Here is a 15,216-nt window from a genome sequence, read left to right as displayed (position 1 = left end):
TTTCTGACGTCGATTTCCTTCATACACTATACGCCCGCAGTAAACATTAGTAAAATAAAACTTTATAATGACAATAATTAATAATATTAATGATTGGGGTGTTAGAAATGGACTTCGAAGCGCTGCAAACTTTCATTACGGTAGTGGACGAGAAGAGTTTCACGAGAGCCGCGGAACGCCTTAACTTATCACAACCGACAGTCAGCTTTCACATACGCCACGTTGAATCTTACTTCGATGCCACGTTGATCGATCGGTCACCAAAACGGTTTGTCGTGACTCAAACGGGTGAGATGGTTTACAGGCGTGCAAGGCAGGTCATGGGTGTCATGGAGAAAGCGAAAGCGGAAGTGTATGAATTCCAGCATCAATTAAGTGGAACGATTCACATCGGAGCGAGCTACACAGTAGGAGAATATGTTCTTCCTTCCTTGCTGAAACAATTTGATGACAAGTATCCGGCTATTGATCTTCGTGTTCAGATTCAGAACACGGAGCGTATCAACCGAGCTGTGCAGCTTCATGAGCTCGATATCGGATTGGTGGAAGGGCAGGTACATCATCAAGGGTTATCATCGACGCCATTTATGGAAGATGAGATGGTTGTCATCGTGCCTGAACAGCATCCTTTGAGAGAAACGGACAGCGTTACCTTCGAGCAACTTCAGGATCAAACGTGGCTGACACGGGAGAGTGGGTCGGGTACACGGGCTATGATGGATTCCATGTTGGAAGCCTACAATATCCGCCCGAGTAAATTGATTACGATTGGCAGTAACCACGGTGTAGTCCAAGGGGTAAAAGAAGGACTTGGCGTATCCTTTATTTCAAGGACGGTAGTGGAGCACACGCAAGCAGAGGATCTCATCATGTCCATACCTTATATCAAAATAGCTACGAGATATTTCTCGTTGGTCACGCCCGTGAACGAGGAGGAAATCTCGAATCACGCCGCCGTCTTCATTAAAGAAATGAAGCAATTCCTCTCTTTTTAAATTGTCACAAAATGATGATATTTGAAGAACGATTTTTTTGTTATGATGGGGAAATAGAGAGGGGATTGGATGGTTCAAGTCGAAGTACACCTAATAGAGGGAAGACCTGAATCGGCAAATTAAAACATTAAATTCCATGACTTCTGCATACCTTTGACGGTTAGAGGGTATCGTAGGGGTGGAAGCAAGTGAAACGTTTTTTGAGCCGTTATCGTAAAGAAGTTTGTCGGAACGAATTGGTGTGGTTTCGAGCCAAATCTTGATCATTATACTGAGGTGAAAACATGAAAACCCTAGACCAGATTGTCGACTACCTGAAGACGCTGGGCGTAGAAGTAGAGAAGGTTTACAAAGCACCGAAGGAAGAGACTAGGTAAAGAGCGATACTTACCAAAAAATCCGTCCATAACATCCCGAGAATCAAGGTATGTTTCCATTTGGAACATGCCTTTTTTGTTTGGAAAAAAAAAGAGCAAGGTGAGGGAAAAGCGACTTTTTGATATACTGTAAACATAAGCGTTCCCTTAGTGATTATTACATAAAAACATGATACCAAACATGTGGAGCGGCATGGATAAGTTTCAAAGGGCAAGAAAGAACCATCGGCACTATGTCATTTTAATGGTTTGATTGGAAATTTTCCGAGATTCATTTTACTATAAAAGTATTCAATCCATTTTCAAAGGAGATCGATCGAGATGGATCATCATTATACATTCTCAAAATTAGAAGAAATCCAGCAGAACGAGTTTATTAAAGCAGCCATTGATCGAGTTGGGGCTGGGGTAGTCATTACAGATCCCGAACAAGAAGATAACCCCATGATTTACTGCAACCAAGGGTTCAAAGATTTGACGGGTTATGAAAGCGAGGAGATCCTAGGGCGTAACTGTCGCTTCCTTCAAGGAGATGATACGACCCAGGTAGCTGTAGAGAAGATTCGAAAAGGAATGGCACAGGATGAAACGGTGACAGTCGAAATCAAGAATTACAAGAAAGATGGTTCACCGTTTTGGAACGAACTCCAAATCTTTTCTGTCTTTATTGAACAAATGGGACAGAAATATTTCGTAGGCGTCCAGAAGGATGTGACGAAACGACGGGAGCAAGAAGAGTTGATCGGTCATTACTTGTCAGAAGTGAAGCGCTTATCCACTCCGATCGTTCCCTTAGAGGAAGGAATCTCTGTTTTACCTCTAGTTGGTACGCTAGATGATGAACGCTTGCAGCAAATGCTTGAGTCTGTGAGCCATCATGTGAAAGAGTCCAAGGATGATTTCTTAATTATGGACATGTCTGCGGTTCATTCTTATAACGAAGGCGTCCACATGGGGATCTACCAAATGAATCAACTGCTTGACCTGATGGGTACAACGTTAGTTATCACCGGAATAAAGCCTTCTTTCGCTATCCAAAGCACTCCGTATGCTGATTTTTCCGACTTATCTCTTCTAACATACGCATCTGTTAAACAGGCGCTCTATTCCATACGATAATAGCGAAGAGCCCGACTTTCATGGTCGGGCTTTTTACATAGGAAGATATAGGGAATACTCTGAGCGAGTCACTAGCTTAAAGCCGAGTGTTTTTGTATGATTTAAATAAAATCTATGCAGGAGTGAAACTAAATGAAATCGATGTTTGATGCATTGGTGAAAAACGAACGTCACCAAGAGCTGCTGGATAAAGCGTCTCGAATTGCCCAAGAGGCAAGAAAACATATTCAACAAACAGACGAAGACGCTAATTTCTCACCTGAAACACTGAAGGTGATCAAGAGCGAAGGATATCCATCGCTTCCGGTTGAAAAAGAAGGACTGTCTTTATACGAGTTTCTGCTGATTCAAGAAAAGATTGCAGAAGGAGACGGTTCTGTAGCCCTTTCCATCGGGTGGCATGTAGGAGTGATGATGGAACTGTCGCTTGATTCGCTGTGGGAACCACACGCTTTTGAGCGATTGGCCAAAGAAGTGCGGGAAGAGCAGAAGGTGGTAAATCGCGCAGCCACAGAGCCTGCAACAGGCAGTCCGACTCGTGGAGGAATTCCAGAGACGAAAGCTGTAAGAGACGGCAACCAATATGTGGTCATAGGTCGTAAGTCATTCACTTCGATGGCGGATCACTTGGATTACTACATCGTTTCTGCCTACGTGGAGGATCTTGATCAGGTCGGGTGGTTTCTAATTGATCGTCATCAGCCTGGACTGAAAGTAGAACACACATGGGATACGCTTGGAATGAGAGGAACAGGCAGCCATGACCTAGTGCTTGAGAATGTGGAATTGAATGTAGAGGACCTTGTCGAAGTGAAAGGCGATAAGAAAGCTTCACCAAAAGGTTGGTTGTTGCATATTCCCGCTTGTTACCTTGGAATTGCGGTCGCAGCTCGCAATGATGCCATTGCATTTGCCCAGAGCTTTCAACCGAATAGCTTGGATACTACGATTTCAGAAGTTCCCCATATCCAAGAGAAAATCGGACAAATGGAATGGAAACTCATGCAAGCACACTCCTATTTATACAGCGTAGCGAAGCAATGGGATGAGGAACCGGAGCGTCGTGATGAAATCAGCGCCGATCTTGCAGCAGTCAAGCTTGCTGTTACGAACACGGCGAACGAAGTCGTCGACCTTGCGATGCGGATTGCCGGAGGACGCGGTCTATCCAAGCAAAATGCTTTTGAAAAATATTACCGTGACGTCCGGGCTGGCTTGCACAATCCACCCATGGATGATGCGGTCATCAGTATGCTTGCCAAACGTGCCATGGAAAAATAAAAATGAGCCGATTGGAATTGTCACCTTTTCGGAGTGTCGAGGGATTTCTGTCGGTTCCATTAGGTTTTATGAGGCGGGAGAGGAGAAAGGAGTCGCTTTACATGGGAGGCCGCTGGGCATCAGACTGCATTATGCTTTCGTAGGAGTCTCCCCCCGTTTCTCCGCCCCTTTGCAGTAGGAAGGACAAACCTCTTATGTTCTCTGTTTTAAATGAAGCGTGTATGGCAAAACCCGGTTAATAGCGTTAGGTTCTGTACTCTAATCTTTAGTATAGTGGGGTGGAAAACTGTGAGACTCCTGCGGGATGCACGGACAACGGCGAGACCCCACAGGGCGCTAGCCCGAGGAGGCTCGGCGTCCGCCGCGGAAAGCGAGCTGTTTTCCACCCCGCGGTCCACTGATCTAATAACAGAACCGTTATTTAAATTAACTGAAAAACGGACCCGTTGTCGGGTCCGTTTTTCTTTATCTTTTATTGCTCTGCTAAGGCATCGGCAAAAGCTTTTGCGTAAGGTGGTAGATCTGGTGGACGACGGGCAGAGATGATGTGACCGTCCTGCACAACGGCTTCATCGACCCATGTTGCGCCTGCATTCATCATGTCATGTTTAATGCCGGGCGTGCTGGTAACTTTTCGTCCTTTAAGAATGTCTGCAGAGATCAATACCCATCCAGCGTGGCAAATTTGGCCGATTGGTTTTTCCTTTTCATCCATATGGTGGATCATATCCATGACTTGGTCATAGCGGCGTAATTTGTCCGGAGACCAACCTCCTGGAACAAGGATGCCATCGTAGTCTGATGGGGTGATGTCATCGAAAGCATAATCCGATGTCGCGGGTACTCCGTATTTTCCAGGATACTCTTCTCCTGCTTTTTCCCCTACTAAGTGAACGGTTGCGCCTTCTTCCTGTAAACGGAGAAGGGGATACCATAGTTCGAGATCTTCGAAGTCTTTACTGACAAGAGCAATGACTTTCTTACCTTCTAAACGCATAAACATCCTCCTTTTGTTTTTCAGTGTATCAAATCAGAACGTGCGATTCGACTCTTTCGATACGGCTAAAACCCACCAAATCAATAATGGTTGGAATAAAATCCGGATCCACAGAGCAGTTTGATTAGATTCTTCACTCCACGGCGCAGGAATGTTGTAAATAGCCGCATAGAAATTAGCTGGAACGACAAGCACCAGAAAGATGGCAGTTGCAATGCCGGCTGCTCTTCTTGTCTGAGGGAAGATCAAGAGGAGTGCAAGCAGCCACTCTACGATTCCACTTACGTAAACGATCTCTAGTTTGAGTGGTACCCAACCAGGGAGCATAGCTGCAAAACCGTGGTCATAAATGAAGTGGGTCACACCTGCAAAAAAGAAAGCGATGACGAATACATATAATCCGAGTCGTTTAAGGAGCACCATAAGCTCACTTCCTCTCTAATATGTCCACTTCCATTGTAATGAAAAGAAACAGTAGGTGCGAGCGTTCTGCTGAGGTATAATAGGGGGAAGGTGAGGCATAGACTTTTTTGAATGATAAGTAAGGAGAATGGTTAATGAAAAAATGGCTTACGATTGTTGCGGTTTATCTGGTTTTGTTCAGCTTGGTTCTACCTAGTACGGCGTTAGCATCGTCTGGGGATCAAGGAATCAACGAAAAGCTCGGTTTACCGATTGTTGTGTACGGAGAAGCTTTGACGGATGCCCAAAAAGCAGAAGTGAAAGAGCTGCTTGAAGTCAATCAGCATGAGCAGGTCGATGAGTTTACAGTCAATGGTCAAGATTTAGCAAACTACATCGGGGGCAACCCGAACTCTAACATGTACTCATCTGTGAAAATCATACACCAAGACAATGGACAAGGCTTGAATATTGAAATAGTCACGCCCGATAATATTACACAAGTATCGAAAGAAATGTACACAAACGCCTTGCTAACAGCAGGAGTCGAGAATGCAGATGTACTGGTCGCATCTTCCGTGAAAGTGAGCGGGCATTCTGCGCTGACGGGGATTTATAAAGCGTACGATGCAAAAGGCGTCAAACTCGACGAAGATCGCATGCAAGTAGCCAGTGAAGAGCTGGATATTGCCACAGAAATCGCCGAGGAACAAGGGATTGACCAAGCGAAAATAAGTGAATTACTGACAGAAATTAAAAAGGCGATTGCCGAACAAGACCCTGCTACCAAAGAAGAAGTGGAGCAGATTGTTCAAGAGCAACTGCAATCGTTGAATATTGAACTCAGTCCAGAAGATCGCCAGCGATTGGCTGATCTATTTGATAAAATGCGGAACTTGAATATAGATTTCGACCAAGTCCGTAATCAATTGAACGACTTGACGAATGGTTTGCAAGACTTAATCAATGATGACGGCTTTTGGAACAGGATTGTTTCTGCAATTCAGGACTTTTTCCGTGCGCTAGCGAATTTCTTCAACTCACTGATCGGTGAATAAACGAATCCCCTCTGAACAGAATTCAGAGGGGATTTTTTATTTTGCTGCTTTTTTGGCATCGGCGATGATTTCGTCATAAGGCACTTCTTGTGCTCCGCTGTATTTTTTCAAGACAATGCCATCCTTGCTGACCAAATAAAAGGAAGATCCGTGAATGACTTGATCATTGTCTTGAATTTTATCCGCCTGTGTTTTAAAACTGCTCTTGGCGAAGTCTGCGATTGTTTGCTGTTCATAGCCTGTGACAAACGTCCAATTGCTGTCGAGGTCTGCTCCGTATTTTTCACCGAATTGAGTGAGCTTTTCTGGAGTGTCTACGTTCGGGTCTACACTGAACGAGACAATCTCAGCTTCTACTCCTTCTTCTTGCATTTTTTGCTGGAGTTGAACCATATTCCGTGTCATCGGTGGGCAGACGGTCTCACATGAGGTGAAGATGAAATCAGCTATGTAGACAGTTCCGTCCATGTCATCTGTTGAAAAAGATTCTCCCGCATGAGTGGTCGCTTCGAGTGTGCCGACCTCCCAGCCTAATGTGTTCTCCATTCCTTCTGTTCCATTTGCTGCATTATTCTCTTCGCTCGTTCCACAAGCACTGAGCAAAAGAAGAATGACTCCGACCCATCCTATCAAGTGCAATCGTTTCATAATGTTCCCCTTCCTAAATAAACGCTTTTCATTAAGTGTACGACTGGATAATTTGAAGTGTCAACGCTAGCAACGATTGTTACGTAAATCGACATAGTTGGTATAGGGTTCGTCCTTTTGCAAAGGATAGGAAGAACGAGTGAAGAGCGGAGGACCCTATATGCCGTACTATACGAATAAACAAGGCAAACAGTTATACTACGACGATAAAGGTAATGGAGAAGCATTTGTATTCATCCACCCACCTGGCATGGGTAGAAAAGTATTTAAAATGCAGCACCCTTTAGCTGAGCACTATCGGGTGATTTTTCCTGATTTAAGTGGGAATGGGGATTCAGAAACGGTCACGCAAGAACCAGATATTCGTTTCTTCGCAGATGAAGTCGCGGAGTTGTTGGATCATTTGAAGTTGGATCAGGTGATTGTAGTTGGGTATTCGTGTGGTGGAATGGTTGCGCAAGAGTTGACGCTGTCTCATCCAGACCGTGTGAAGGGGGTCGTACTAGCAGGAGGATTTCCTAAAGTGGACACAGGTATGCTGCATTTCGAGTTCTCTGTCGGCATGCAGTGGGTACACCAAAGTACAGAGACATTAGCCAAATTGTTGAGTCATTCCCATTTCAGAAGCGCTGAGATCAAACGTGAGTTGTGTGAGCACATGGCGAAGTCCGACCCAGATGTTTGGTATGAGTATTACGATGCGGCTCTTCATTACGATTGCAGTGAGCGGTTGTCTCAAATCAAGGTGCCTGTACTGCTTGCTTATGGCGTGAAAGAATTTTGGATTAACTACCATTCGTTTTACTACAGGCAGTGTAAGGACGTAACGTTCCACATGATCGAGCGGGCGTATCATCAAATTCCGGCGACCCATTCCCCTCAGTTCCATGATGCTATCCACCGGTTTATCGACACGAAAATAACAAACTAAAAGCAGAGGGGCTCCCTCTGCTTTTAGTTGTCTTCGGAAATTTCGAAGGTGTGGTCGATTTTATGGGAAACGGAAATGGTGTTGAATGTGATGGTGGCACTTGATGCTCCTTCTAGGAGATCCGGTTGAATGTCTACATTAGACTGTAACCTTGAGCCAGATACTCTGGCATATCCACTTTGCCCGTTGTCCGTCGTCACGCTCACATCTTTCGGGTTCGGTTCTGGGTTGAAATTGTTCATGGTTCCGACAATCATTTTGTCTTGCTCCGGGTCTTGAGGGCGATAATTTAAAGCAAAGTTCATACCGTACTGTTCATGGTAGTGAAGGCGGTCTAAATAGATATCCGTTCCGTGTTTTTCAGCTACCGTACGGTCGATATTCTTCTCGAAGCGCTCATGATCTCCTAACTCCGGAACATCAAAAGTGAAGCTGAAGGATTCGTTTTCCTTCATATCAATGCTTCTGATCTTTAAAGCAATGTCCTCAGGAACTTCGGGGGAAGTACCGAAGTAGGCTTTGTACATATCTTTTTCCCCTTCTATTGGTTGTAAGTATGGACTGAAAGGCTGCGTGCGGTCATCCATTTGAAGGCGGCCTTCTAGTGTACGGTTGAACTCTTTATCTTCGCTTTTCACGTAAAGCGTAATGTAATTGCTCTCCAGACTCATCACAAATTCCTTGGGTTCGATCGTGACACCATCTTTGGAATAAGTGCCTTCGAATTCCCTTGTCGCAACCTTATGCTCCTCCGGATCGTATTGGTAGGAGACGGGAACGGGATCGGTATGTAATATATCAGCTTGTAAATTGATTTTAAGTGAGGTCTTCGCCTCGGCATTTATGGGTTCCGCCATAGGAAAGGATTCTAGGTCAGTTTCTCCGTCTTTGGTGATGGGCTGGGTTTGCAAAATGCCATAAAGTCGATTCTCGAAAATGATGGCACTTGATTCATCCAATTCACTGAAACCACGGAGTGTTTGAGCGGGAATATCGCCAGATTCTTTAATGTCCACTGTATCGATCCGAGGTGGTTGAAAGTAATTTTCCTCTTCGTCTACCAACAATGACAAGTCCATGCTGAATAGGAAAGTCATCTGCCTGCCACCATGTAATACTTCATTGATTTGGACACGTCCTTCTTTTCCTTCCACTGTCATCATGTCTTCCGGGGACGTTGTGACACCTTTTTCCCTAGCTAAAGGTAGTTCGGGGATGTGCCTGGTGTAGAATGCTTCGAGTTCTTCCTCTGACTCGACTTCTTTCCAATCAACAGGCAGTTCATCTAAGTCGACTGGCTTCGCTTTTCGTTCCGGCTTTTGTTCAGAGGTCAGTTTGGTTGCGCTGCCTGATGTAGCAATGTAGGCACCGGCAGCAAAGATGGCAAGTACACCAATGATCATCAGCCATTTCTGTTTCGTCATATGTAGATTCATCCTTTTATTGGCTTTTGTAATATGTTTATCATAACAGAAAATTCTGTCATATAGGGTCGTATACCAATAAAAAAGAGCCTTCCACCACAAGGCGGAACTGCTCTATTTGTCTTCTGGGTCAGTATAATGATGCAGCATTGCATCACTTTCTGAGTGGTCTTCTTCGTGCTCGGTTTCTCTGGAAAAAGCCTGGTTGTACTTCATTGGTTGGCTGAATGCCTTTGCGAAATCGCTAGGCGGTTGAATGTTTCCTTTTCTAGCCATGAACTCACCTCCTTATTCCTTTATTCCACGCTGAGATGCTCACTGAAACCTACTGCTTTATTAGTTCTGTACCCTCCTCACCAATTTATTCGGATTATGATAAAAAACTGGGGACTTCTTAACTTTTTTTGAAATTTTCCGATATTTAAAGAAAACGGTTCTAAATTCAAGCATGAGTAGGTGAGAGGAATGGCTCAGACAATCGATCATCCTTGGAAAACGCTCAAACAGCTTTCCATACCTATGTGGTTTTTTGACCAGAGGGACCAGAGAGTTTATTTGAATGATGCTTTGACAGAAGACTTGGGGATGGACAACGCATCAATTTCAAAGTCTGAGATAAGAGATCTCATACATAAGGAAGACCTTAGCTTAATGAAGTTGGTCACCGATCCAAACCGGAAGCAGACGTTCCATTTGAACTATCGATTGAAAAGCAAGAATGGGTACCGATGGGTGAAAGATGTCGTTACCCCGTTTCACACAGATGATCAAACATTTCTTGGATACAGTGGTCTTTCCGTATCGGGCTCATTTTGCCAAGATGAACTGAATCAGCTGAAACGATCGATCACAGAAATCGGCGAAGCATTCTCGACAGCTAACGGTCAATCGTTCTTCAATTTCTTTGTCGAATATTTAGCAGGGCTATTGGGAGTTAATACGGTACTCGTGGGGGAGTTGTCCACTGATGATAAGGGTGTGGTGTCAACGATTTCGATGTACCATGACGGCGTCACGTCATCCGGTTATCACTACTCACTGGAGGGTACGCCTTGTGAGGATGTTTTGGTAGAACACGAATGTTTCTTTCAGGCAGATGTACAGTCTCTTTACCCAGAAGACGATTTTCTCCGGCAGCATGACATCCAGAGTTACTTGGGGAAAGCGTTGTTGAATTCACAAGGGGATGTCGTCGGAATAATTGTGATCATGGATAGCAAGCCCTTTAGTAACGGACCTTTAAGTCGTGCGATTTTTCAAATCCTAGCCGATCGAATTGAAAACGAATTAACGAAGATGAAAGCAGAATCTAAGCTACAGAAGTTATCGCAGTATGATTCATTGACAGGTCTCGCAAAGCGGGATTACTTTTCGGAATTGATGAAGCAGGAGTTGAAAGCTGCTTGCGACCAAGACACAAAGTTAGGTTTGCTCATCATTGATCTAGATAATTTCAAGATGATCAATGATACGTGGGGACATGAAAAAGGGGACGAATTATTAAGGGAGTTTGCCGTTCATTTGAAGCGAACGTTTGCTAGGAAGCGCTGTATCATATCGCGAATCAGCAGCGATGAATTTGTCGTCCTCTTGAAAGATGTGTCAACGGTAGATGAAGTGTGTTCCATGGCCGATCATGTCATTCAATCGATGGGTCGCCCTTTCATGATCGGTCAGAAAGAGTACTACACAACGGTCAGTATAGGTGTGAGCTTTTTCCCTCATGATGGGACCGATGAAGACGCGATGCTTCGGTATGCGAATGCAGCCATGCAAAAAGTGAAGCGGAGCGGTAAGAACCGTTATGAGCTCTATGATGCGCAGATGAGTCAAGAAATGCGTGAAGAGATGATGCTGAAGCAGGCGTTGCACCATGCCCTGGATAAGCGAGAGTTCGTTTTACACTATCAGCCACAAATATGTGGACGGACGAGGCGGATCATCGGTTATGAAGCATTGATCCGTTGGCAACAGCCGGAATTCGGACTGCTTTCCCCTCATTTCTTCATTAGGCTTGCAGAAGAGAGTGGAATGATTACACAACTCGGGGAATGGGTCCTGAATGAAGCGTGTCGTCAGTTGAAAGTGTGGCAGCTTCGTTATAAAAGACCTGATTTAAACATATCGGTCAATTTGTCTGCGCGTCAATTCGTAGATGAGACACTTTCTGAAAAAATATTTGGTGCACTCGAAGCATCCAATCTATCTCCCGAAAACCTTGTTGTGGAAATTACAGAAACGATGGTGCTGCAAGATTTCGATCGTAGTATAGAAACATTGAAACAGTTGCGTGATAAGGGGGTCAAAGTTCATCTGGATGACTTCGGCGTAGGGTTCTCTTCCCTTAGTTATTTAAGTCGTCTGCCTGTCGATGCGATCAAAATCGATCGCTCGTTTATTAACAAAATAGACGCAGGAGAGAATGATGTGGCTATTGTCAGTGCGATTATAGCTATGGCTCAGAGCTTGAGGCTGCAGATTATTGCAGAAGGTGTCGAGCGAGAAGCACATATTCGTTACTTGAGTCAAAAAGGTTGTTATGATTATCAAGGGTATTACTTCAGCAAACCACAACCAGCTGAATGCGTGAGCCTATAGGTTCACGCTTTTTTTCTATGTGAGGGGAGACCAGGTATGAGCGAACAGCTACAGATCTTTAATGATCAGATGGAGAATGCAGGCATCAAAGAACGGAAGCAGGTGCACAAGGATGGGAACTGGCACGAAACCTTCCACTGCTGGTGTTATCAACCGTCAGAACATGGTACATTCCTTTATTTTCAAAAAAGGGCTGCCGACAAAGCGGAATTTCCTTCGCTTTTCGATATTACCGTCGCAGGTCATATCGAGGCTGGTGAAGATGTGATTTCCGCTGGGTTAAGAGAAATCGAAGAGGAAGTCGGAATAACGGCTACACCAGACAAACTATTTAGAATCGGAACCTACAAAGAAGAGTTAGTCATTCAAGGTGGAGTGGACCGGGAACTATGCCGCCTTTTTCTAATGCAGGTTACACCTGATATGAAATTGGAAACAAGTGATGAGGTCGTCGATATAATCCGGATCACATCAGACGACTTGTCCAACATCGATGAAAGAGCGGTACCTTATCGTTCTGTCATTACTGGAGATGCTGGGCTGATGGAGCGCCAAGACATCGTCCCTCATGAATTGGGGTACTTCAAATATCTGCTACAACAACTCGAGAAAAAAGTCGAAAAACTTTGACAGAATAGAGAGAGGCTCTTTATAATCATTCAACAAATACACATCGGGAAAGGAAGAGTTGATGAGTTCTTCGTTCGATACAAAAGTCGTCCATCAAAAATTGAACCAAAAGCAAGTTCAAAACAGTAAAAACACACCGATTTATCAATCTACCGCCTTTACTTTCGAAGATCTGGACCATTTAGAAAGCTACTATGAGGGAGACGTTCCTTACCTTTATTCAAGAGAAAGAAATCCGAATACAGATGAGCTGAGCCAAACAATTGCAGCACTCGAAGAAGCTGAAGCAGGTGTTGCCACCTCTTCTGGAATGTCTGCGATCCTTGCTGGAATCTTAGCTGTCGCGTCACCTGGTGACCATATTGTTGCAGCGGATGATGTTTACGGGGGGACGCATAAATTATTGAATGCAGAATTAGATACTTTCGGAATAGAAGTTACCATGGTTTCTTTCCAAGACTTAGAGAACGTTCAACAGGCCATTAAAGAGAACACAACGTTGCTCTACACAGAATCCGTCTCTAATCCTTTTCTCCGTGTAGAGAATGTAGAAGGTCTTGTCCAGCTTGCGAAAGACCACGGGTTAGCCACTATGGTCGATAATACATTTGCGACGCCTTACTTGCTTCAACCAGTTCTAAAAGGGGTCGATTTAGTTGTACATAGTGCTACTAAATATATTGGAGGGCATAGCGACGTCACATCTGGTGTGCTCGTCGGGAAGGAGAATCTGATTCAAAAGGCTACACAAAAAGTAGTGACGCTTGGGGCTAACTTGAGCCCATTTGAAGCTTGGCTTACCCAGCGAGGAGCCAAAACGCTCGGCCTTCGCATGAAGCAACAATCAGGGAACGCCAAAGCGTTGGCAAGTACACTTGAGGAGAATGATCTTGTTCAACAAGTCTACTATCCGAAATTTGTTTCGGAACGTGGGAATGGTGCCATCGTGACGATTGAGCTTAGTCAACAGGTAAATGTAGAGACCTTCTTCAAGTCTCTGGGCTGGGTCAAAATCGCGCCTACCCTTGCTGGAGTGGAAACGACAGTATCCTATCCAATCAGGACTTCTCACCGTGCCCTTTCGGATGCACAGAGAGAACAGATCGGCATTAACAGTCGTGTGATCCGTTTGTCGATTGGAATTGAAGAGACAAATGATATTATTCAACAGTTCGAAGAAGCATTAAAGCAATCATCTGAGTGAATGGTCAGAAAATTATTGACATTCAGATAATTTGTTTATATAATTCTCATCATAGTCATTATATAAGGAACTCTTATCATGAGCGGCTGAGGGAATAGGCCCTGCGAAGCCCGGCAACCTTCAAACAACGGTTTGAAAAGGTGCTACGTCCTACAGATCAATGGATCTGGAAGATAAGAGGAGGACCGTTTATTCCATCCCCTCTTCTTATCAAAGAAGAGGGGATTTTTGCATTTATAAAATCGAGGAGGACGAAAAAATGAGTAAACATGTAGAGGGTTATGATATTGAGACGCTTTCGCTGCACGGAGGGCAGTCGCCTGATCCGACAACAGGTTCAAGGGCCGTACCGATTTATCAGACGACATCTTATGTATTCGATAATACAGAACATGCCCAAAGTTTATTTGCCTTAGAAGAGCCTGGTAATATTTATTCCCGCATCATGAACCCAACGGTCGATGTGTTTGAGCAGCGTATGGCACTCCTTGAAGGTGGTGTGGCATCGGTGGCTACTGCATCTGGAATGTCCGCTATTGCCCTTTCAATTATGAACATTGCTGGAGCAGGCGATGAAATAGTGGCAGCAGCGAACCTGTACGGTGGGACATACAATTTGTTCGCTAACACTTTACCTCGTTATGGCATCAAAGTTAAATTCGTAGATCCGGAAGATCCAGAGAACTTTAAAGCTGCTATTACGGACAAAACAAAGGCAGTTTACGCAGAGACAATCGGAAACCCTAGTCTTCACGTTTTAGATATCGAAAAAGTAGCCGCCGTGGCCCATGCAAACGATCTACCGCTAATCATTGATAACACATTTGCCACTCCTTATACGTGTAAGCCGATTGAATACGGAGCCGATATCGTTATCCACTCCGCAACAAAGTGGATTGGTGGTCACGGTACGACAATCGGAGGCGTAGTAGTGGACGGAGGACAATTTGATTGGGGAAATGGGAAGTTCCCAGTTTTCACAGAACCTGATCAAAGTTACAACGGTATTGTATATGCAAAGGATCTCGGTAACGTTGCTTATATTACAAAATTACGAGTCCAGTTGCTTCGTGATTTCGGGTCCTGCTTGAGTCCACAGAATGCGTTCCTGCTATTGCAAGGACTTGAGACTCTGCACTTGAGAATAGCGAGGCACCATGAAAACGCACAAACCATAGCCGAACACTTGAAGGGGCACCCTGATGTAGAGTGGGTCGCTTATCCAGGGTTAGAAGATCATCCAGCGCATCAGCTAGCAGACAAATACTTAGACAATGGATATGGATCAGTAGTTGTGTTCGGAATCAAAGGTGGAAGAGAAACCGGTCGCTCCTTAATTGATAACATTACATTGTGGTCTCACGTTGCGAACGTCGGAGATGCTAAGTCGCTTATCATCCACCCTGCCTCCACTACCCACCAGCAGCTTTCAGGAGAAGAGTTGGTTTCAAGTGGTGTAACAGAAGAGATGGTTCGCCTCTCCGTTGGACTGGAGTCGGCGAAAGACTTGATTCAAGATCTTGACCATGCGATTGCAGTAGCTACTGGTCAG

At 44.6% G+C, this 15,216-nt stretch carries 13 protein-coding genes, 1 pseudogene and 1 riboswitch; of the genes and pseudogenes, 9 read left to right on the top strand and 5 right to left on the bottom strand.

All coding sequences use genetic code 11. The annotated features are described in order from the left end of the window. Positions 1-89: 89 nt before the first annotated feature. The 3 genes from E4663_RS14910 to E4663_RS14900 all read left to right on the top strand — a co-directional run bounded on the left by E4663_RS14910 (position 90) and on the right by E4663_RS14900 (position 3,772). Positions 90-995, top strand: coding sequence for a LysR family transcriptional regulator (locus tag E4663_RS14910; RefSeq protein WP_241657216.1), 906 nt, complete (start codon positions 90-92; stop codon positions 993-995). Positions 996-1,693: 698 nt separating this feature from the next. Next, positions 1,694-2,491, top strand: coding sequence for a YtvA family blue-light photoreceptor (gene ytvA, locus E4663_RS14905; RefSeq protein WP_135328212.1), 798 nt, complete (start codon positions 1,694-1,696; stop codon positions 2,489-2,491). Between the two features lie 132 nt (positions 2,492-2,623). Continuing rightward, the gene (locus E4663_RS14900; protein ID WP_135328211.1) at positions 2,624-3,772 is read left to right on the top strand and encodes an acyl-CoA dehydrogenase family protein; all 1,149 of its coding nucleotides are present in this window, start codon (positions 2,624-2,626) and stop codon (positions 3,770-3,772) included. Positions 3,773-4,244: 472 nt separating this feature from the next. Here E4663_RS14900 and E4663_RS14895 read toward each other — a convergent pair whose 3' ends face one another. Both E4663_RS14895 and E4663_RS14890 read right to left on the bottom strand, forming a co-directional pair. Further along, positions 4,245-4,769 carry a type 1 glutamine amidotransferase domain-containing protein gene (locus tag E4663_RS14895; RefSeq protein WP_135328210.1) on the bottom strand — a complete coding sequence of 175 codons (525 nt, stop codon included), beginning with the start codon at positions 4,767-4,769 and terminating at the stop codon, positions 4,245-4,247. Positions 4,770-4,802: 33 nt separating this feature from the next. Next, positions 4,803-5,192, bottom strand: a complete 390-nt coding sequence (locus E4663_RS14890; RefSeq protein WP_079477178.1) for a DoxX family protein — start codon at positions 5,190-5,192, stop codon at positions 4,803-4,805. Between the two features lie 134 nt (positions 5,193-5,326). On the opposite strand from E4663_RS14890, the gene E4663_RS14885 reads away from it, so the two are divergent. After that, positions 5,327-6,229, top strand: a complete 903-nt coding sequence (locus E4663_RS14885; RefSeq protein WP_079477177.1) for a DUF1002 domain-containing protein — start codon at positions 5,327-5,329, stop codon at positions 6,227-6,229. 36 nt (positions 6,230-6,265) lie between these two features. Here E4663_RS14885 and E4663_RS14880 read toward each other — a convergent pair whose 3' ends face one another. Continuing rightward, positions 6,266-6,877 (bottom strand): SCO family protein, encoded by a 612-nt coding sequence (locus E4663_RS14880; protein WP_135328209.1) that lies wholly within the window; start codon positions 6,875-6,877, stop codon positions 6,266-6,268. Between the two features lie 160 nt (positions 6,878-7,037). Between E4663_RS14880 and E4663_RS14875 the strand changes: the two genes are divergently transcribed. Further along, positions 7,038-7,808, top strand: a complete 771-nt coding sequence (locus E4663_RS14875) for an alpha/beta fold hydrolase (RefSeq protein ID WP_135328208.1) — start codon at positions 7,038-7,040, stop codon at positions 7,806-7,808. 23 nt (positions 7,809-7,831) lie between these two features. On the opposite strand, the gene E4663_RS14870 is transcribed toward E4663_RS14875, so the two are convergent. Together E4663_RS14870 and E4663_RS19830 are read right to left on the bottom strand one after the other, a co-directional pair. Next, positions 7,832-9,232: a hypothetical protein gene (locus E4663_RS14870; protein WP_135328207.1), complete on the bottom strand. Its 1,401-nt coding sequence runs from the start codon at positions 9,230-9,232 to the stop codon at positions 7,832-7,834. A 114-nt stretch (positions 9,233-9,346) separates the two neighbouring features. Then, positions 9,347-9,508: a hypothetical protein gene (locus E4663_RS19830; RefSeq protein WP_158290511.1), complete on the bottom strand. Its 162-nt coding sequence runs from the start codon at positions 9,506-9,508 to the stop codon at positions 9,347-9,349. Between the two features lie 189 nt (positions 9,509-9,697). Between E4663_RS19830 and E4663_RS14865 the strand changes: the two genes are divergently transcribed. From E4663_RS14865 to E4663_RS14850, 4 genes and pseudogenes are all read left to right on the top strand, one after another. Next, a complete protein-coding gene (locus tag E4663_RS14865; protein WP_135328206.1) occupies positions 9,698-11,830 on the top strand; it encodes a bifunctional diguanylate cyclase/phosphodiesterase in 2,133 nt (710 codons plus the stop codon). A 36-nt stretch (positions 11,831-11,866) separates the two neighbouring features. Continuing rightward, positions 11,867-12,460 (top strand): NUDIX hydrolase, encoded by a 594-nt coding sequence (locus E4663_RS14860; protein WP_135328205.1) that lies wholly within the window; start codon positions 11,867-11,869, stop codon positions 12,458-12,460. Between the two features lie 61 nt (positions 12,461-12,521). Continuing rightward, positions 12,522-13,664, top strand: a complete 1,143-nt coding sequence (locus E4663_RS14855; RefSeq protein ID WP_135328204.1) for a trans-sulfuration enzyme family protein — start codon at positions 12,522-12,524, stop codon at positions 13,662-13,664. Positions 13,665-13,734: 70 nt separating this feature from the next. Next, a riboswitch (SAM riboswitch) is annotated at positions 13,735-13,844 on the top strand. Between the two features lie 79 nt (positions 13,845-13,923). Beyond that, positions 13,924-15,213: pseudogene (locus E4663_RS14850) on the top strand (O-acetylhomoserine aminocarboxypropyltransferase/cysteine synthase family protein); the annotation flags it as partial. Positions 15,214-15,216 lie beyond the last annotated feature (3 nt).

It is taken from the genome of Halobacillus salinus (assembly GCF_004684905.1).
GTDB lineage: Bacteria > Bacillota > Bacilli > Bacillales > Halobacillaceae > Halobacillus > Halobacillus salinus.
Note: the sequence above shows the minus strand (reverse complement) of the source record. Positions and strands in the feature narration are given on the sequence as shown.